This window comes from Bradyrhizobium sp. C-145 (genome assembly GCF_023375135.1).
GTDB lineage: Bacteria > Pseudomonadota > Alphaproteobacteria > Rhizobiales > Xanthobacteraceae > Bradyrhizobium > Bradyrhizobium zhanjiangense.
In genome coordinates this window covers 6693382-6712273 of sequence record NZ_CP088150.1, presented here as the reverse complement: position 1 = coordinate 6712273, position 18892 = coordinate 6693382, and the positions used below count along the sequence as shown (strand labels likewise).

15 protein-coding genes and 1 pseudogene are annotated in these 18892 nt (G+C 57.5%); 8 read left to right on the top strand and 8 right to left on the bottom strand.

Annotated elements, in window-relative coordinates; genetic code table 11:
- Positions 1–166: 166 nt before the first annotated feature.
- On the bottom strand, positions 167–1024 hold the full coding sequence (gene aepX, locus LRP30_RS31550) for a phosphoenolpyruvate mutase (RefSeq protein ID WP_249761872.1): 858 nt from the start codon (positions 1022–1024) through the stop codon (positions 167–169).
- A 618-nt stretch (positions 1025–1642) separates the two neighbouring features.
- Between aepX and LRP30_RS31545 the strand changes: the two are divergent.
- From LRP30_RS31545 to LRP30_RS31535, 3 genes and pseudogenes are all read left to right on the top strand, one after another.
- Positions 1643–1837: pseudogene (locus tag LRP30_RS31545) on the top strand (helix-turn-helix transcriptional regulator); the annotation flags it as partial.
- Positions 1838–2652: 815 nt separating this feature from the next.
- Positions 2653–2847, top strand: coding sequence for a hypothetical protein (locus LRP30_RS31540; protein ID WP_249757326.1), 195 nt, complete (start codon positions 2653–2655; stop codon positions 2845–2847).
- Between the two features lie 689 nt (positions 2848–3536).
- Positions 3537–3677 (top strand): hypothetical protein, encoded by a 141-nt coding sequence (locus tag LRP30_RS31535; RefSeq protein WP_249757325.1) that lies wholly within the window; start codon positions 3537–3539, stop codon positions 3675–3677.
- 135 nt (positions 3678–3812) lie between these two features.
- On the opposite strand, the gene LRP30_RS31530 is transcribed toward LRP30_RS31535, so the two are convergent.
- From LRP30_RS31530 to LRP30_RS31515, 4 genes are all read right to left on the bottom strand, one after another.
- On the bottom strand, positions 3813–4181 hold the full coding sequence (locus LRP30_RS31530) for a hypothetical protein (protein ID WP_249757324.1): 369 nt from the start codon (positions 4179–4181) through the stop codon (positions 3813–3815).
- Between the two features lie 111 nt (positions 4182–4292).
- Positions 4293–4481: a LysR family transcriptional regulator gene (locus LRP30_RS31525; RefSeq protein WP_249757323.1), complete on the bottom strand. Its 189-nt coding sequence runs from the start codon at positions 4479–4481 to the stop codon at positions 4293–4295.
- 132 nt (positions 4482–4613) lie between these two features.
- Entirely contained in the window at positions 4614–4895 is a 282-nt protein-coding gene (locus tag LRP30_RS31520) for a helix-turn-helix transcriptional regulator (protein WP_249757322.1), read from the bottom strand.
- 408 nt (positions 4896–5303) lie between these two features.
- Positions 5304–6176: an isocitrate lyase/phosphoenolpyruvate mutase family protein gene (locus LRP30_RS31515; protein ID WP_249757321.1), complete on the bottom strand. Its 873-nt coding sequence runs from the start codon at positions 6174–6176 to the stop codon at positions 5304–5306.
- Between the two features lie 1289 nt (positions 6177–7465).
- Between LRP30_RS31515 and LRP30_RS31510 the strand changes: the two genes are divergently transcribed.
- The 5 genes from LRP30_RS31510 (at position 7466) to LRP30_RS31490 (ending at position 12811) form a co-directional block, all read left to right on the top strand.
- Positions 7466–8695 carry an ABC transporter ATP-binding protein gene (locus LRP30_RS31510; RefSeq protein ID WP_346016185.1) on the top strand — a complete coding sequence of 410 codons (1230 nt, stop codon included), beginning with the start codon at positions 7466–7468 and terminating at the stop codon, positions 8693–8695.
- Between the two features lie 95 nt (positions 8696–8790).
- A complete protein-coding gene (locus tag LRP30_RS31505; protein ID WP_249757320.1) occupies positions 8791–9657 on the top strand; it encodes a sugar ABC transporter permease in 867 nt (288 codons plus the stop codon).
- Positions 9654–10505, top strand: a complete 852-nt coding sequence (locus LRP30_RS31500; RefSeq protein WP_249757319.1) for a carbohydrate ABC transporter permease — start codon at positions 9654–9656, stop codon at positions 10503–10505. The genes LRP30_RS31505 and LRP30_RS31500 overlap by 4 nt, the downstream gene beginning before the upstream one ends.
- 90 nt (positions 10506–10595) lie before the next feature.
- Positions 10596–11486 (top strand): TauD/TfdA family dioxygenase, encoded by an 891-nt coding sequence (locus LRP30_RS31495; protein ID WP_249757318.1) that lies wholly within the window; start codon positions 10596–10598, stop codon positions 11484–11486.
- Positions 11487–11740: 254 nt separating this feature from the next.
- Positions 11741–12811 carry a hypothetical protein gene (locus LRP30_RS31490; RefSeq protein WP_249757317.1) on the top strand — a complete coding sequence of 357 codons (1071 nt, stop codon included), beginning with the start codon at positions 11741–11743 and terminating at the stop codon, positions 12809–12811.
- A gap of 360 nt (positions 12812–13171) precedes the next feature.
- On the opposite strand, the gene LRP30_RS31485 is transcribed toward LRP30_RS31490, so the two are convergent.
- The 3 genes from LRP30_RS31485 to LRP30_RS31475 all read right to left on the bottom strand — a co-directional run bounded on the left by LRP30_RS31485 (position 13172) and on the right by LRP30_RS31475 (position 18455).
- Positions 13172–14425 carry an extracellular solute-binding protein gene (locus LRP30_RS31485; RefSeq protein WP_249757316.1) on the bottom strand — a complete coding sequence of 418 codons (1254 nt, stop codon included), beginning with the start codon at positions 14423–14425 and terminating at the stop codon, positions 13172–13174.
- Positions 14426–15163: 738 nt separating this feature from the next.
- The gene (locus LRP30_RS31480; protein WP_249757315.1) at positions 15164–16717 is read right to left on the bottom strand and encodes a carbohydrate porin; all 1554 of its coding nucleotides are present in this window, start codon (positions 16715–16717) and stop codon (positions 15164–15166) included.
- A gap of 919 nt (positions 16718–17636) precedes the next feature.
- Positions 17637–18455: a class I SAM-dependent methyltransferase gene (locus LRP30_RS31475; RefSeq protein WP_249757314.1), complete on the bottom strand. Its 819-nt coding sequence runs from the start codon at positions 18453–18455 to the stop codon at positions 17637–17639.
- Positions 18456–18892 lie beyond the last annotated feature (437 nt).

Here is an 18892-nt window from a genome sequence, read left to right as displayed (position 1 = left end):
TGCACCAGCTGCTGTGTGAGCTTCCTTAAGCGGCAGGGACAGATGTTTAGCCATGTCCGAGCTGTCCAGGATGTTAGGTCGCGGCCTCGGTGACACTGGACGAGACCGACGCGAGGCGAGGGGCGCATCGGGTAAGCTTTAGGTGATAGACTCTGGCCACCATCGACTAGCGGGGCTGCAGATATTGCTTTTCTGCCACGGCGAGTTCGTCATACCTCAGGAGCTCGAATATCTCGCTCAGCGGTGCGATATGAGATTCAATGCTCGCAACGCTCTCTTGAGCTGCGATGCTATCGCAGATGCGCCGCATTGCAGCTGCCGCAGCCCGCATGGAGTGATTGGCCCAGACTACTGTGGAGATGCGCGCATCACGATAGGCAGAGACTGGCGTCCGAAAGTACGTTGTCGGAACGATCACGACAGGCAGCCGGTTCCGCCACTCGGCGACGAACGAAAGCATCTCGTCCGCGGTACTCTTTCGCGAGTGAATCAAGATTGCATCGGCTCCCGCGTCGGCATAAGCGTGAGCACGCAAGGTAGCTTCGTTCAACCCGTGCCCGGCGATCAGCGCTTCGATCCTGGCCACGAGAACCAAATTGTCGGCGACTGTATCCTTTACAGCCCGCAGACGACCGGAGAATTCATCGATATCGGCGAGCGGATGCCGCTCACCAATGAGCGAGTTCAGCTTCGGAAAGCAGCTGTCCTCAAGCGAGATGCCGGCGGCGCCCGCCTGACGAAGTTTGCGTGCGAGGAGTCGAGCATTGTTGAAATTACCGAAGCCGCCATCCCCGTCAACGAGCACAGGGAGCTCTGTCGAGTCCACGATGCGTTCGACGCTCTGGACGAGCTGGGTCCATGAGGCTTCATTGGCATCGCGATAGCCGAGCGAGCTGGCAATCGACAAACCAGAGGCCCAGAGCCCCTTGAATCCTGAGCGCTGGGCGATCGTGGCAGACAGGCCATCATGCGCTTCCATCAGAAACGAGAGCTCATCATTCGAGCAGACCTGGGCCCGAAGCATTTCGACAGGCGACTGGTGTGCACATTGACGGCCCGCCATAGGCCGAACGGCTTGTGGTTGATGCCTCATGCCTAAGTCCTGCAAGCCGATCCTCGATTGGCGTCCACGTCACCGTTCATATCTTTTTGGGGGAATGCCGATCAATGACCAGCATTGGTAGTTTTTTGAAACGCGCAGATTTGCATAATTGCGTAGGAGTGGCGCCGAACGCAAAGCTTTCGCTATGGGGTTGATTGGGGTGCCTAAAGGCTGAAAAGAGGGGCCTTGGTTACGAATGGATGACCTGGGTTCGCGAGCCTGGTCTTATGGCCCCGGGAAGAATTCCCCACTCCTTGGCGGGGAGGAGTGCTTAGTGAAAGGGTGATATCCGCCTTACATAGCGTTGGACACAACATCGACAGCCACCATTGTCGCAATGCTGATGTCGTGTTTACGACACATGTCGCAAGCCCATCGACAGGGCTACAGTGGAATGGCGGCCTCGCGCGAATGTCGCGGCAATCACCGACGAATTTGTCCTGCCTCGCCGATGCTTGCTGGCGCCACAGAGTGGCATCGCATTTGCTGATTCCTCTCCTGTTCTCTCGAGTCCAGGAGAAATTCATGGCGGATGAGAAAGAGGTTGTGCTGTCGGCACGGGAAAGACAGTGTTTGCGATGGGTCGAGGAGGGGAAGTCATCCTGGGCTATCGGTGTCATTCTGGAAGTGAGCGAGAACACCGTCAACTTTCATATCAAGAATGCGATGCGAAAGCTGGAAACGTCCAGTCGGACTCAGTGTGTCGTCAAGGCGCGGCGCGAAGGTCTTATTTAAGGTAACGGCCGCGGTTGCGTTGGCGCTCATGCAGATCTAGCGAATGTAAAGCGTAACTGTGGGTTGCTCCAGCGGAGTGCGAGGCGAATGACGCGGCCGCGGCTGTAGAGCCATAACATATAGGCGCTGTTAGTATGAACCGGGCCTGCTTCTCTTTCGTCGCTGATCGTCACCGGGCGCCATGGACCGCCAGGGGAAGGTGAGATCACGGGCTCATGACGCTCTTGCAAGCTCGGCGGACGCTCGTATCCCTATGTTCACCTTGTAATCAGTCCGTCCCCCTGCTGCGGACGCGGCGGTCGTATGCGTGTCGCAAATTGAAGAGAGGTGATCGTAGCGGCTGACGTACTGAAGTCGTGATCGGCGGAAAGGCGGTGTAGACGGCGTGGGCGGGACACGAAGATGGCAATGATAGTCCGTGAACGCATTTCCAAACGCGTGCTGCTGGTAGACGTTGCACCATATTCTGCCGCTCTGCGCGCTCAGCAAGTGCGGGCGATCCTCACGTAGCTAGGTTGATGAACGACCTTTTCGCGGGCCCCAGTGCGACTGTTGCGCTCTTCCGATGATATAGCGGATCGAGATAAGCTGGGGTTGTTTGCGGCGGACGCCGCGATTCCGGTCTTTCCGGAAAGGCGGACAACTCCGAAGTCGATGTGGCTGAGTTGGGCCACGACCAGAGGGCGTCATCGATGATTGGGAAACTTGGCAGTACCGGGACGGCGTTGAGGAGGATCAGAGGCGCGCAGCGCGACCACGAATCGGCGCGCAATGTTTAGCTCACATGCATTCTCCGAGAGGTGGGGACGACAAACATGGTCAATGAGCTGATGCAGGACGATTGGAGTGCTGCGAAAATACTCAGGCAGCAGAACGAGTTCAAGGTCAAGCTGCTTCATGCCCAATCGGTTGTCGCCGCATGTAAGGCAGGATTGGCTGATTTGGAGCGGAGTCTTGAGCGTCGAGCAATCTCATCGCCGATCGACGAACGCCAGCGCAACTCTGGCTAGAGCCTCCTGTTTCGGGGCTGCTCACGCAGATGTCCTGAATCGAGTGTCAGAGGGCTCTCCACCTTGAGCCAACCAATTCGGTCGTTTTGTCCGTCTTCAGGGCGCTCAAAATTACCGGTAAACGTGATTGAGGGACGGCGCGTTCAATGGCACGATGGTTCGCTATGCCGTGGGAAGGCATGCGAGTCACGGGCGGTGCTGACCGGCGGAAGCCGACCATGCCTCATCCGGCATCGCATGGATGATGACGAGAACTCGCTGATATGTCGCGCAAGCGGTCGCAATGCGGGTCGGAAGAGGGCGGGTAACGGCAGTCACCTCACTTCGTGAAAGCTCAGTTCGAAGATGCTCGGCCTTAGTACAGGCCGCTTCGGCCTTCTTTAAGCAGAACAGCGCTGGCGTAACATCGGGTGGAGCAGGAGAGGAGCACGCTGTCACCTACATGCGATTCCTCGATGCCGCGGCTGCTAGGGCAGACTGGCGCGAAATCGTGCGCATTGTGCTTGAGCTTGATCCGAACGTTGTCTGCTGTCGTGCTCGATCTGCCGCTCGACGCGAATTTCGAGCTTCGGTTGGGCGCCGCACGTCAATTGTGGCGCGCGCTTGAGCATGGGCCGCTCGGAACGCATCCTCTTGCTTTGCCGGCGTTGAAGCAGCGTCTCAACTGATCCTCGCGCTGCGTGCACTGGATGAATGGCAGCAAGGAAATAGCTATCGCCAAGTCGGGCAGGGCTTATTTGAAAGTGATCGCATTGCTGGCCGAGGGTGGAAAACAGATGACCTGCGCAGCCGAACCATTCGGCTTGTTAAGCTGGGGCGGCGTCTCATGACCCCCTTCGCTTCCGCGCATTGCTCCACAAGGGCAGACGAAGGAATGACAGTCCATGAGTTCTTGGGCGATCAATGACGTACCTCCGTTCTGTGCAGCCAATTCTTCTGCTGGCATGGCACGATCGCGGATAGGATCAGATCTTCGCGTTCGCTCTCTCACTGTTTGGCCATGTCAGCAGGATATCGGGACGGGATGTGATGTTCAGTATCCGCGTTGATCGAACGATCGATAGCTGTGCCCGCGACCAGATTTGGCGGCCGACGCATACCAGCTCCTCGTTGTAGATCTCCCAGCTATCGGCAGGTTCGATGACGGAGAGGTCGCGTGTAATAAAAATATCAAAATCATCCGAAGATGTCGGCGGCGCCAGCGAGCTGGCGATGTCCACGATCACGCCACCCGCTTTAGCAGAGAACGCTTGCAGATTTGGAATCAAAAGAGAGGAAGCAAAAGTCGATATTGGATGTGCGGACGACAAGCCGATTGCCTCCTGCGCCTGCACGGCGTCGCATTCTCTTCGCGGTGAAGCCGACCGCTTCGAGCGATTCGGAGACTGCGTTTGCAAATAACCTCCCAAACTCGGTTAAATCACTGCGCTGTCCACGCCGCTCGATCAGGTCGCACCCAGATAGTCCCGCAGTACGGACAAATAGCGGCTGACTGAACTCTGTGTTGTTCCCAAAGTGGTGGCGGCGCGCGCGACGCTGCCTTCGCGGGCAACGGTCACAAAAGCGCGGATGGCGTTTAAAGGAACTTCGTCGTTTTGAGCCGCCACTGCTCCGACGTCAGAATGAACATCCATCACATTACTCGATGTCCATAGGGGGATTCCCGCGTATAAAGGGTCGGCTGCGCATAAACTCCACATGGAGCGATTGATGCTGGTCCAGTATAGCAGAAGATCTGCGTCAACAGCTCGGCGCTGTAACGGGGGCTATGTCCTTTTTCGACGTGCCGACTTCGGCTTGCGACCTTTAGGTAGGGTCGCGGGCTGCGGCGCCCCCTTGGATGGCCGAACAAACAGCTCCGAGACAGCAACGCCGAGCGTCTCGGCCAGGCGATCGAGAAGATCGATTGTCGGATTTGCCTGTTGGCGCTCAAGACCGCTCATGTAGGAGCGGTCAACACCTGCATCATAGGCCAATTGCTCTTGCGGAATACCGCGCTCGACGCGGATCCGGCGCACATTGTAAGCCACAAGCGCACGAGCTCTCATGCGCGAAAGCAGCCATTTCGATGGTCATCAAACCACTGGCTATAACCGAAATAAAAAGGTCGCTAAATTGGCGGTTTTGATCGAATTGTTCGATGTGTCTCACCGAATCGTTGTTCCCCCGACGCCACTGGGGCCGGCCGTACCGGCGCCGGTATGTCGACCGTATCAATGTGCGGCGGCGCATGTTTTCCGGCGTTGACCGGAGCTCAGTCGTTCCGCTGGCTCGGCAGCCGTTCGATTCCGCTGTCCCACTTGCGCGAACGGGCTCGAGCCAAAGGCAAAGATGCTGACTGAGAGGGAGCCGATGGTCCTCCATTTAACGAAACAGAGTTGCAGCCCCGATGAATGAGTCGGCGCAAGCTATCGAGATTGCAGCGACAACCGTTCAGGCGAGGTTAGAGGTGGCCTTCAGCGCAGAAAGCGCGTTTCAGCTGCCTTAACTTCGTCCATTCTCTGGAGTCTGAAGATTTCCTCGACCGGTACAATATCCTTGTGGACGTTCTGGACGCCGCCATCAGCGATGATGCGGCGGAAGGTGTCCCTCAACGCCGTGCTTGAGGCCCGGATGCCATAATTGCCATAGATCATCATCTGGACGTTACCCAACTCCTTGACCCGACGGGCATCCAGATCCGGATAAGCATTTGGCACAAGGGCCAGCGGCACTGAACCGGTCCAGGCGCGGGAAAAGCTTTCGATCTCGGCAGGATCTTTCTTCTTTGAATGGATCAGGATCATGTCGGCACCAGCCTTCACATATGCTTGCGCGCGGTCTAAGGCTTCAGCTTCGCCAAGGCCAGCGATGAGCGCTTCGGTTCTCGCGATCACCAGCAAATTTGGATCTCGTCTTGTGGCGAGAGCAGCCTCGATCTTGCCCTGGAATTCCTCGACGCGCAGCAGTTGCTGGCGGCCGTCCGCAGCAAGGCTCGTCACCTTGGGGAATGTCTTGTCCTCGATGACGATGGCGCTGGCGCCGGCCCTTTCATACTCGCCAATCGCATGCATGACATTGATCGCATTGCCATAGCCCGTGTCGATGTCGGCCACGATCGGTATCGTCGTGCGGCCGGCGATTGCTCGCAGCATATCCAGATGCTGTGCCATCGAGATCAGGCTCATGTCAGCCAAGCCATAAAGCGCGGAAAGTTCGAAGCCGGAGGCCCACAGCCCATCGAAGCCGGCTTCCTCCGCGAGGATCGCTGAAAGCGGACTGTGAGCCGCCATAATGTGGACAAGACCGCTTTCGGCCATTCGAGCGCGCAGGCGTTTGGTAGGGGACATGTGAAGCCTTTCAAAGAGGGGCGCAAGCGGCGATGATCCAATCGCAGGCCCGGGTGAGATCCTCAAGCGAGGAAGCATGGGAGATGCGAATGTCGGGCGATGCCAGGAAGGCCGCCGGGGGGCACTGCAAGGACCCAAACGCATCGAGAAGATACAAGGCGAACATGGCTGCAGTCTCTGTCACCTTGCCGGCCAACGTTCCTGCCGATCAAACCGGGGCAGGATGAAAACGCGCAGAATGCGCGCGGTAACGGGCACAATGGTCCTTCCTGGTTCAGCTCAGCGGCCACGAGTTCGCGGTGCTTGCGGAAACGCCCGCGACTTGCCTCAGGTGACTCCGCACGCCAGACAGCGCCTCGATGGCTCCATATTGCGCGATCGAGCTCCTGTGGGAAAAGGTCCAACTTCGCGCGTGATTGATGGCATTGACCAGAGTCAAAGTCCTGCGGCATACAGAACTGACCAGCCAGTGATTGCGTCGGCGTCCGAACGCCGTTGCCTCGATATCGAGCCTTGCAAAGATCGCGTTGAAGACCTGCTTTGCGCTGCAAAAGACTGGTCTGATCGATACTCAATTGAGCCCGCGACCGCGACTGAAGTCCCGTGGACTGCCCCGCGCAGCTGCCTGCTTCCGACGAGCGAGGTGCATTTCGTCGGCCGTCGCGGATTGCGCAGGTGCCTGCCTTCCGGGCATCAGGTGAGGTTTCGAAATCGGTTCCGCCTTGAACGAGTGTGACCACGGCCGCGCCGTGTTCGTGTAGCTCGGCGGCTCGCACCGTCATGGCTTCGGCCTACGAGAAACTGACAAGCCTTGAGCCGTTCTGAAACGACAGACAATAGGAGCACCTGAAGTTTGACGCAGAATTGTTGACCGCTTCTACTCGTTGGCAAAGTTGCGAACAAAATGGACATTCGTGTTTGTTGAATGAAATGATCGCAAGTTGCGATGCCTTGCGTGGCGACGGCGCGTTTCGCGGCTACGCCTCACCAGCGGAGCAATTTGCTCGGCGCTTTACGCATTGGGCGCCGCGCAGACGCGTGAATTCTCTTTCAAAATCGAACTGATCAACAGGACTCGAATCGCATTTCCGGCTCACGACCAAATTGAGCGGCGCGCCCTTTAAGAAAGCAGCGCCAAGACTGCTCGACGCGGCTGGTCCGTTCTCAAGCGACCTCGGGGAACCGGTTAGGGCCACACTGCGTAGCTCCGCAGTACGCCGTTATCGCATATTGCAGGAACGACCATCTACTTATTCGATACATGTCATCTAGCTGTAGCACGATGGGTCTTGAAGATCCGCAGCTTGCGTAAAAAGTTCATGCCAGAAGAAAGTGATGCGATGGCATCGGTTTTGATCGAAAGTATCACCAAGACCTACGGTCTGACGCCCGTCCTGCGCAGCGTCTCGCTGTCGATAGCCGATGGTGAATTCCTGACGCTGTTGGGACCATCTGGCTGTGGTAAGTCGACGCTGCTCCGGATCCTGGCCGGACTTGAGGTGCAGGACGCTGGCTCCGTCTCGATCGGCGAGCGCGTCGTGGACGGAGTGCGGCCAAAGCGGCGGGATATCGCAATGGTGTTCCAGTCCTATGCACTCTATCCCCATATGAGTGTTGCCTCGAACATCGCGCTGCCGCTGCGGATGCGTCGGCTCTCTGCCTTACAGAGGCTCCCCCTTCTCGGCCGCCTTCTGCCAAGAACGACGCAGATCGCCGCGGACATTGGGGTGGAGGTCTCCCGCACGGCTAAGTCCCTAGGGATCGGCCAACTATTGTCGCGCAAACCGGGGCAACTCTCGGGCGGCCAGCGCCAGCGTGTCGCGGTTGGTCGGGCGATGGTGCGCCATCCAGCTGTTTTCCTAATGGACGAGCCCCTATCCAATCTCGATGCCAAGCTGCGCGTGCAGCTGCGCGCCGAGATCAAGGAACTGCACCAGCGGCTCGGCGTCACCTTCATCTATGTTACGCATGACCAAGCCGAGGCGATGACCCTTTCGGACCGCGTGGCGGTGATGCTCGACGGTGAGTTGTTGCAGGTTGCTCCACCGCAAAGCATCTATTCCGATCCAGACAATCGCCGCGTCGCGGAATTCATCGGCTCACCCAAGATCAACTTGCTTGATGGTGTGATGCGCGAACGCGGCCTAATCGACGTGGCCGGTTCGACGATCCCGATCGAAGCCGATGCCCTGGCAGGCACGCCGCTCTCGCTCGGCATTCGTCCGGAGGCTCTTTATCTCGCAGAGCACGCGGGCCAGGGAGTGCTGACAGGTTCAGTGCGAATGGTCGAGCACATGGGATCAGATCTCTTCGTACATCTCGATCTTGCCGGAATCGATCAGCCCTTGATCGCAAGGCTGCTGGCCGAGCGGGCACCGCAAATCGCGCCCGGCCAGACCTTGCACGTCGGCGCGAGACCGGCTCACATTCTTCTGTTTACGCGGGATGGACGACGCTTACGGCGGGAAGCGGATCCTGTTCGCAGATACGTCGCCCCGCTCCGCGAGGCCGCGGGATGAGTGAGCCTCGTGCTTTTTCCACCGCTTGTCATCGGTCATTAACGCGGCGTGGAGCGTCATTCCTTGCGGTCTCACCAGCTCGTCGGCAAGCGTTTGTGGTGGCATTCGCAGGATACGGGCTGGCTGGCCCGGCGGTCTTCTTTCTGCTGGTGCTGTTCTTGTTGCCGGTGATTGGGGTGTTTTTCATTGCGCTCACCGACTGGCAGCTCGGGGCGGGCTCTTTCTCCTTCGTCGGCCTCGCCAACTACCGCGAGGCGTTCGCGGATGCCACCTTTAGGGCCTCCCTCGCCAACACCGCTGTCTATGTCCTGATCGTCGTGCCGGGTACGCTGCTTGGCGGCCTTACTGTTGCACTTCTGATCGAAAGCGGAAAATCCTGCCGCTCGTTCTATCGTGCCATCCATTTCCTGCCCTTTATGGCAACGGTCACGGCTATGGCCATTGTCTGGGAGGCGCTGCTGCATCCCACGATAGGCCTCGTGAACCAGATATTCGCCGCCGTGGGCCTTTCGACCGCCAATTGGCTGCGCAATGAAAATACCGTCCTTCCGGTGTTGGGCGTTATCGGGATCTGGCAAAATCTCGGCTATGCGATCGTGCTGTTTCTCGCGGGCCTCAAAAGCATCCCGCGAGATCTCTACGATGCAGCCGATGTCGATGGTGCCGACTTATGGATCGACCGGCTCCGCACCGTCATTCTGCCCTTGCTCGGGCCGGTCTCAATGTTCGTTGTCATTGTTGTGGCACTGAGGGCCTTGGAATGCTTCGACGCGGTGAAGGTACTGACGCAGGGCGGCCCTGGGAATGCCTCCGAAGTACTGCTCTACACGCTCTATCGAGAGAGTTTTGAGTATCTGCGCACCGGATATGGCGCCGCTCTCGCCGTCATCTTTCTTGCCATGGTCGGAACTCTCACGCTCATCAATGCCCTCGTCATGGATAGGAAGGTGCATTACCAATGAGCGCGGCCACTTCCGTCAACCGCTTGTCGTTGCTTGCCGGTATCCTTCGCCATGTCGTGTTACTCGTGACAGGAGCGTTGATACTTGTCCCCTTCCTGTGGATGATCTCGCTCTCGATCAAGGCGCCGGGCGAGATATTCCACGCGTCCTTCTCCTTTTGGCCCGTGCAATTCTACGGCATCGAAAACTATAAGAAAGCCCTGACTGAAGCGCCGCTTCTCCGCTACATGGGCAACGGCCTGATGGTATGCGGTCTGATACTGGCTCTGCAAATTCTCCTCTGCGCTCCTTGCGCCTACGCGCTTGCAAAATTGCGATTCTTCGGTCGCGACCTAATTTTCGGCCTGGTGCTTGCTGGTCTGATCCTCCCGCACCAAGTGCTTTCGCTGCCGCTATTCATCCTTGGGTACAAGCTCGCCATCCTCAACACTTACAGCGCGTTGATCCTTCCTTATGTCGTCTCACCCTTCGGCATCTTTCTGTTACGGCAGTTTTTCAAGACCATTCCGGATGATGTCGTGCACGCTGCCCGTCTCGACGGTCTCTCTGAGTTCGCTATCGTCTGGAAGGTCATGGTGCCAATGGCACTACCGGCCCTCATCGCCTTTGCAATCTTCTCGGTGGTCGGGCACTGGAATGACCTGTTCTGGCCACTGATCGCCGTACGTGATCTGTCCCTGATGCCGCCGCCGCTGGGTATTCTGGTCTTCAAGAACGAGGAGGCCGGCAGCGACTACGGTCCTCTGATGGCCGCATCCACTCTTGTGGTGCTGCCGCTCACCATCGCCTTCCTCGCAGCCCAACGTTGGTTTGTCGAGGGACTGACCGGAGGCGCCGTCAAACAATAGCGAACGAGGGGATCGAAATTCTCCTCTCGTCGCGTGCACAGGCATTGCCCCGGCAAGCGCTGAATGGACAAAGTGTGAAAAGGAACTCCGATGCTCACAATAACAAAGCTTTCTTCTGCAATCGGCGCGGATGTCGCCAACGTTGATCTCCGCAGATTGGCGGAATCAAAAGACGCCGCCGTTGTCGGTGCGCTGCGCGAAGCGCTTGAAACGCACCTTGTGCTTCGCTTTCGTGCCCAGCACCTGTCACCAAGCGAGTTCGTCAGACTTGCTTCAGCCTTCGGTCATACAAAGACCCTAAAGCGCGCCGCAGCGTCAAGTAGCGCGCATTTGCCTGGCCATCCTGAAATCAAGGTCGTCTCGAACGTAGCGAATGACGATGGCCGCCCGATCGGTGACGGTGGTTCTTCCGAGAATTACTGGCACACCGATGGCACCTATCTGCCACAGCCGGTCAAGTTAACGTTCTTGTACGGACGCGAGTCACCCAAGGCAAATCCACCGAAGACATTTTTCATGAACCTCTGCGATGTCCATGATCGCCTGCCTCACTGCTTGACATCCTATCTGAGCCGACTGAGTTGCATCCATTATTCGCAGTATAACTTCGCTCCTGAATATGCCGAGCAAATTGCAGCACTCCCCGCGGGTGCCGATCGTCGGCATATTGGGCCCAGCTTTCCGCTCGTGCGCCTCAATCCCCATAGTGGAAGACCATCCTTGTATCTCCCGCGCCAACGACAGTGCCTTATCGAAGGCTTGACGAGCAAAGAGAGTGAGAAGCTCTCTGACCTGCTATGGACATACGTCGAAGCCTATGACGATACATGGGGCGATGTGATAGGTGTCGATGATCTCTTCGTTTTCGATAACAGTTACACGCTTCATAGACGTGAGGCGTTCGACTCTCGAGAACGGCGTGTCCTATGGCACATCACGACCGAGGGCGAGCCACCGATTCCGTATGCGTCGGCGCCCTGATGGGGCGCGAGAGCCTAGTGGCAGCAAAAAGAGTCGCGGCAGAGTGAAGGTGAGCGGTGCCATCCGGCCTGTAGCGTTTCATCCATGCCCGCGAAGGCGAGCATACCTTCGGTCCTAGACCCCCAAAACTGGCGGGCCGTTTTCCGGACCACAAGTCGCGCCATCATTGGAGAATTGGGGTGGTTGCCTGTTCGCCGACAATTTCAGAGCCCGCCCCGAGATCGGCGGCCGCGCTATTTTCGAACGAGCTGTTTATGAATGGCGGCACGTTTCCTGCGGTTGTGTTTTGGCGCCCGCCGACCGGCACTAACCCAACCGTCGTTTTCTTGCCTGGCGGTGGCCATCTGGCCCGGGTCGCATATGGCCACCCGGGCGCGGATGCACGGGACTTCCTCGACTTTTGGCTGCGAAAGGTCGGATGGGGGCTTCTCGCAATCTCCTATCCCAGTGATCATCCCACCTTTCCCCACCCCTATCCCGAGATGACCGTGAGCGACTGGGGGGCATCGGTGACCGCGATCACCCTCGACCTTTTAGCGACCTGTCCGGCGCCGCGGCGCGTCGTTGTGGCCGGCTGGAGCATGGCGGGGCGGGTTGCTCGCTCAGTCTGTCGAGGGCTCTCCCGAGGCGGTTTGCCGCCGATCGGCTTTATCTCGCTCGCTGCGAGCGCTCCGTTTCCCGGCCTGGTGCCCGTCTTCGAGAGAGGCGAGCCGGTAACGGAGGCGGGCTTGTGGGATCTCTCGGCCGATGAGCCCGGTCTACCAACGCGGCACGCAAATTGGTGTGCTGAACTTGCTGCCCTTTCGGCTGACAACGACCGCGTGGTCATCCCCGAAGATGTCTATCAACGCGACTATCGCATAAATACGCCGCTTCTGCTGCGCGGAGAGCCGCAATTCCTGAGATCGCGCAGCGCGGTCGTTTCGGTTGCCGAAGTGACGGACGAACTCGGCACTTTCGATTTTGGCTCCCATCCGCTGACGGGAGTAATTGCGCCGACGCGGCCTTCTGATGCACGTCACGCGCTAACCGATTCACTTACCTGGGGCTTCCTGAACGCACAGCACGTCTTCGAGCGCTACGTTAGCGGATGCCCCGACCTTTCCGCTATCCGTCCTCAGGTTTGGGAGCAATTGCGGTCGCTCATGTTAGATTTGCCACGCCGTCTCACGCGTACTGTATCAGGCGGTCATTTCTTCTTCGTTGGTGAGCGCGGCGCCAAAGCAACAGCACGTCATCTGACAAATCTCGCCAGCGAAATCGCATTCCTGCAGGCCGAAGTCTCGGCCATCTTCTGCAATCAACCGGCACCACCAACGAAGTAGAATGACAGCCTTCAGCCGTTCCCAAGCGCTCACTTACTGCATTCATACGCATTTCTGATAGTCCCCACTCTCCTCACAACGTGTCGTTCAAGCGAGCCCGCCGGTACGAGCTGGCCCCCGAAGCTGGTCGCTCGACCAGTCCGATCGCAGTCGGGCCCGCTAATTATGCCGACGCAATTCAAACATGATTGACGATCCTTCGATCGTATTGGGGCGGCAGGGACGAGGCGCTCGTCTCCTCACACCAAGCCGGGCGCCGAGGTTACGGGGCGCCAAACGAAGGACTGCGGCGTGCTGGTACACGCCGTCCACAAAAGATCAAGGTACAACCGCGGCGAGAGCTGCGCCTGTACACGTCCATCACTTCTTCAGAATGAGCTTGCGCGCCTCCTTGGCGGCGTCGTCGAGCGCCGCTTGCGCCGAGAGTTTGCTGCCCAATACCAGTTGCATTTTGTCCACGATCATCGCCGCGGCCTTCGTGCTGTTCTCGCCAGGAAATGCATACCAAGCCACCAGATTGCTGAGTTGCCGCAGCGGAACGATGTAGTTCGGCTTTTCCCGATAAACCTTCTGTAGCTGTGGATCCGCCAGCGCGGCCGTGTTGATTGGCGTATACCCGGTCATTGCCGCCATGATCGCCTGCGCCCGCGGGCTTGCGGCGAACTTAATGTATTTCCAGGCCGCTTCCTGCCGAGCGGGGTCTTTGGTTAGCATCATCATTCCGTTGCCGGCGGCCAAGGTCTTGCCGTCTTGAGCCAAGGGGATCGGCGTCATCGTAAGCATGAAATGCTGACCGATTTGACGTTCGAAGTCCGTAAGAAGGCTGCTGGACGTCAAGTAGATGCCAATCTTGCCGCCGACAAAGGACTGACGGGCGTTGTCACGCGATAAGTCTATCATACCAGAATCTGCAGCGCGCGCTACGGTTGCCATAGCGGCAAGCCCTTGCCGCTGGTCGAAGGCGATATCGTCCTCGTCCTTTGTCATCATCCTGCCGCCATGCGCAAAAAGCAGTGTTTCAAAGCCCCACGCGCCATTCGCATTATACTCCATGTAGAACCCGCTGACGTTCGGCTCCAGCTTTGAGATCTTCTTTGCCAAATCGAAAACGCCGTCCCAGGTCGTGGGGAGCTTGGCAGGGTCAGCGCCAGCGCGGGCGAGAAGGGCATTATTGTAGAACAACACTGGCGTCGTCAGCGAACAAGGGACGGCATAAGCTTTGTCACCGGGCGACCCGATGTTTCGGATGGCGTCAGCAACACCCTGCTGAATCCACTCCGGTTCCGTCGAGACAAAGCGGTCGAGCGGTACGGCAAGGCCACGATCGGCCAGGAGCCGTATATAATTTAGACCCTGGTGCGAAACGTCGGGAGCGTCGTTAATAAATTGCGCGCGCAAGGTACTTTGCAATAGTTCGTCGTAGCTCTTTGCCGCGTCGAACTTGATTGTTATCTCCGGGTACGCTTTCGTGAATTCAGCCGCGATTGCATTGTACATCGCGGAAAAATTGGCCGGCGAATAGCTCACCCGCAGTTCAAGCGCATAAACCATGCTCGGTCTGGCGACAACAATCGAAAGCACCAAGAACAAAGCCACCGCAAGCAGACGTCTCATCGTTAAGTCTCCAATCGATAGAATAGAGCGAGCAAGCGTCTTGAACCGGCCGCTCGCCCCGCGGAATGTGTTTCTGCGGCATTTGCGCCGACCACCAGTGAAATCAAGGAGCAGGCGCCAGGCTGGGGCCTTTCCGATCGGTCGGCTATCAACGGCGTGTTGCCGTTGTCTCCAAATCTCATCACAACGATCAATTCCTCGACCTCTCGAACGCGTTCGCTCGCGAAGGAATTCAAGAGGTGGATAGCGACATGCAAATGACATGCATCGAAAAATCATATGAGGAGCGCGCAACATGTGAACATGGCGTGCTCTTGCGTGATGATCATCGAGTTACGATTGTCGGCGGAAACAATGGCGAATTATTTTCGCGGCCGAACGCGAGGGGGAAAGTGAACACGGGACACGTCCGCGCTTGGCACAGTCTGGTGCATCGCGAGAGCGGCCGAGCCGCGGCTAGCCGGGTCGATTGCCCGCCTAGCATTGCAGGAGTTCAGCTCGTTTCGAGAAAGGTCGCAAATACCCGCTGGGGGAGCCGCTCGTTGGGGCTCTGTAAGCCAGGATCAGGGCGTCGAGCAAACCAATCAACTGCGAGGGGACGCCTTGGGCGTCGCCCTCGCTTACGCTGAGATTAACTTCGTACGCATCATTTGGATGTCGGCGCGCCCCAGTTCTCCCGGGGGTCTACGATTTCAGCTTATCAACGGGCCTTCACCACGTATAACAAGGGCGAGTCCGCTAGAAGAATATCGATGTAGACGCTGAGAAATTCAGGGCATGGCCGATTTGGGGTGTATATGTGATGCTTGTCGGATGATCGATATATGTCAGCCCCAAGCTCGCGTATATTCCGGGGCCAAGATGCGCGGTATATGTTCCGGAGATTGCTTTCGCGTCCCGATGAACGAGATTTCCTTTAGCCGCCGCAGCATCTACTGCAAATTTGCTCCAAACCGTGTCGGTAGCAACAAGCGAGATTTGATCACTGGGCCGGCTATCAAAGAGTCCCTTCGCGTAAAGCCGGACCTCATAATACTGAGTAACCTTGTTGAGATCAGGCGGAGCCCCCATAACTGAAAACCCCCCATAGATGCCACGCGATGCGGCGTCAGGGACATGGCTCTGCCAGAGTTGCCTGTCCGCAGCGACGTAATAGAGGCTATTCTCGTCAGCTCTCGGTTGAGTTGGATACGCCAAGTTCGTGTAGTGGCTGTTGTTGAAGCCAACACCCGCTCGCAACCACGTCTCGGGTAAACCGGGAGCCGCGCTGTTGCGATACCCGCTCTCGTCAAGCAACAGAATCCCCGCGTTCGCAGTACTCCAGTCCAAGCCCGTTGAATTTGCGGTTATATGCGCAAGCACCCCGTCTGGACTAGTAGAGCGTTGGAATGATACCTTGTTATACAGCCGGTCATCGAAATGGTAGGTTAGGTTGAGAGTAGGTGTCGGCGCCGGCGCGAAGTTCATTCCTCCTTGATAAAGCACATTCGACGACGGGCCGAAGACGTTCGCTCCGGGATTCCCTCCGACCACCGTGCCGGCTAACTCATATGAGTTCATGAGGTAGCCGACTTTGAGCTCGAGCTTCCGATCAAAAAAGGTTTGGTAGTAGGCAATCGTGTTGATTCCCCATCTATCCGGACCTCCGGGCTGCCATGTCCAAGCTTGCTGCTCGGTTCCTACAATGATCTGACCGTCGGGGATCCCATACCGGCTGAGATCATAGGTCACCATCATGTAATTTAGAGTGTAGAATGTCGGATTCTGTCCGCTATATAGTTGGTTGGCGATCGTGCTCTTGGCTGCATTCGGCAGAAGGTTGTTAACGTAGGTATTTTGCGTCCAAGCAATATATCCGATCCCAAGGTCTGCCAGCGCGGATCTGATGCCTCCTTTGTCCTGAACCAACGTATCGGCTGGACCAGGTAAGTTGACCTCCAATCCCTTTATGCGAAGGTTTTCGAACTTTGCGAATGGGTTGGGCTGGGGCGTGATAGCTTTGGCGGGGCGAGCGTCAGGACGCACTGTTCGTTTTTCAGCAGTATCACCGCCAAATTGGATCATCTTCTTTTGAACTTTTCTCTTGGCGATCCCGCTCGGGGCGTCTCGTTTGTGATTGAGCGTACTGCTCGTTTGTGCCAGCGCAGTTCCGCTAATAAGATTGGCTGCCAGGGTACATGCAACTGCTAGCTCCGCTTTTCGAATGGATCGAAAGCGGAACGCATGTCCTGATGCCGAGTATGGCGGTCTTGTCTGATCATTTTGTCCATCGTTGTTCATCTTGACGCGCATAGAATCCCTCAGACGCGGTTAGAGCCGTTGCGCGCTGTGTTTGGCATCGCGACCGCAACTGAAGGATGACAGGCATCGGATAATTCGATGTGATTGCCTGTAAGATGCGATGACGCTGACTGTTTAGGGACCTATTGCGAGGGGTACCCGTGCGACTGCGGAGCGAGATCACTCTGCAGGTAGCCGGACCGTCCAAGGTATCCTCCGGAGCCAATCTGAGCATGGTCAAGTGGAGGACACACGGAGTGGAAGCTGTCCCCGGGCGGTCATGACCTTTGGGATATTCGACAATGCAGTTGGAGCGTGGTGCGTTATAACTTTGGCCGAAATGATTCACATTTTTGATGAGGCGTATATTCGTGCTTCTGCCCAGTTGCCAGCCGCTTGGGGCGACAATTGAAACGGCTCTCGAGCAATCGACAAGTTGGGGCTGGTCCGGTATCGAGTCCACCTCAGCCTCGAGCCGATAACGTGCCCTTCCGTTTTCTACGCGAAGGACGGCTCTCGGTTGCGTTGACTTGGCGGGTCATCATCCGGGCCATGCGGAGCAGCCGCTATCCGTATGTTCGCGATTCCGCGAGGAAAAGATCAATGCCACGGAAGCTCATAGTGGAAGCTCATAGCCGGCTTGATCGGCTGCCAACTGGTCCTGACGGAGGCGACGAACACAATCGTGAGGCGCCTCCTTCTATACGTGCGAGGCGGTGTCGCAGACAGCCAAGGCCCATTCCAGCGCCGGTAGCGCGAGCCGGACACACTTTCCTTAAGATCGGTCGACGAGCATCTGCTCCTATCGCACGCAGCTGCTGCCGCTCACATAAGAGTCCGGCGCGACGGGCATCGAGCCTGGATGTGAGCCAAACCTCGATCACCCGGGCACTTTTGGCAATTCGGATAAGGGAAGTTAGCGCTTCCGCAGCTATTGCCGCCGAGGTGGGGCTCTGCTCAAAACGAGATCGGTCAGCCAGTCAACGGTTACATAACCTGACGCGTCCTGGTGCCGGTCTAGAAGGGCGTCGAGCTCCTTGGCGATCGTTGCGGCGCCAGACCTAGCGATCGCCGTCTTTATATGTCCTGATTGACAGTAGCCGCGAAACTGCTCTGCGCTCGTCCTCTGGCGCCATTCGAGCTTGTAGCGCTTCACAGCCACCAGATCGTGCCTCGAACTGAGTTCCGCTTCGAAATCAGCTTTCCCATAGCCGCCCCAGAAATCGGAGTAGTGGTCTCTGCGAAATCCAGGGATGTAGCGCTCTTGAAGGCTGGCGAAATCATCGAGAAATGCGCTTTCCTCGTGCCGATGCTTGTTCTGTAGGAGCAGCAGTGTTCCGGAAGGCTTCAGCACCCGTGCAGCCTCTTGGTAGAATAGAGGCCGATCGAACCAGTTAGCCGCCGTTGCTGCGGTCACAAGTTCACATGAATGATTTGGGAGCGGGAGCATCTCAGCAAACCCGGCGAGGACGTCGAGGCCACGGAACGTCGCGGATCGCTCCTTGGCGACGGCGGCCATATCGCAGTTTGGCTCAATACAGGTTAGGCGCTCAATGCTCGGAACTGACGCCATTAGCTGTCTGCTGAAAATTCCCGTCCCCGCGCCGACGTCTACGGCTGACCGCAGTGGCGCAAGTGCCGAATGATAGTCCGTGAGGATATCAAAGATTGCGTGAGGATACCTTGGCCTGTACTCGTCGTAGTCCAGAGCGGCGCCGTTATAGAGCTGCCATGTCACCCGTTCATTCATAACGATCCTCGAGCGGAGAACTCAACAAAGGAGGGCGGGGTTTATCGCCCGGATGGAAGCCGGGCGGGGAGTAGAATCGAATCCGACTGATTGCGGGATGGCTCCTGCGCGATTGAGGGCGACGAAGACCCAAAGGGTGCCCCAATGGGGACGAATTCATCAATCTGCGATCAATCACGCCGTCTATGCTATCAAGCAGCGCTCAAGGCGGGGACTATAAATACCGGTAGGTGAAGAACGAGAGGGAGGTGCGCGTTCATTCCGGTTGGGGCTCTGGTCCCAATAGTGCCGCTCGCGATAGGTGGCGCAGTGCTTACCGAGGTTAACGAACGCAACAGCGCGGCGCGTTAAGGAATTACTTGTGTCGACCCCAACAATCTCCAGACGGAGGACAGCTGTGGAGAACTATGCCGACATCGACATGTCGTTGGAGCTGT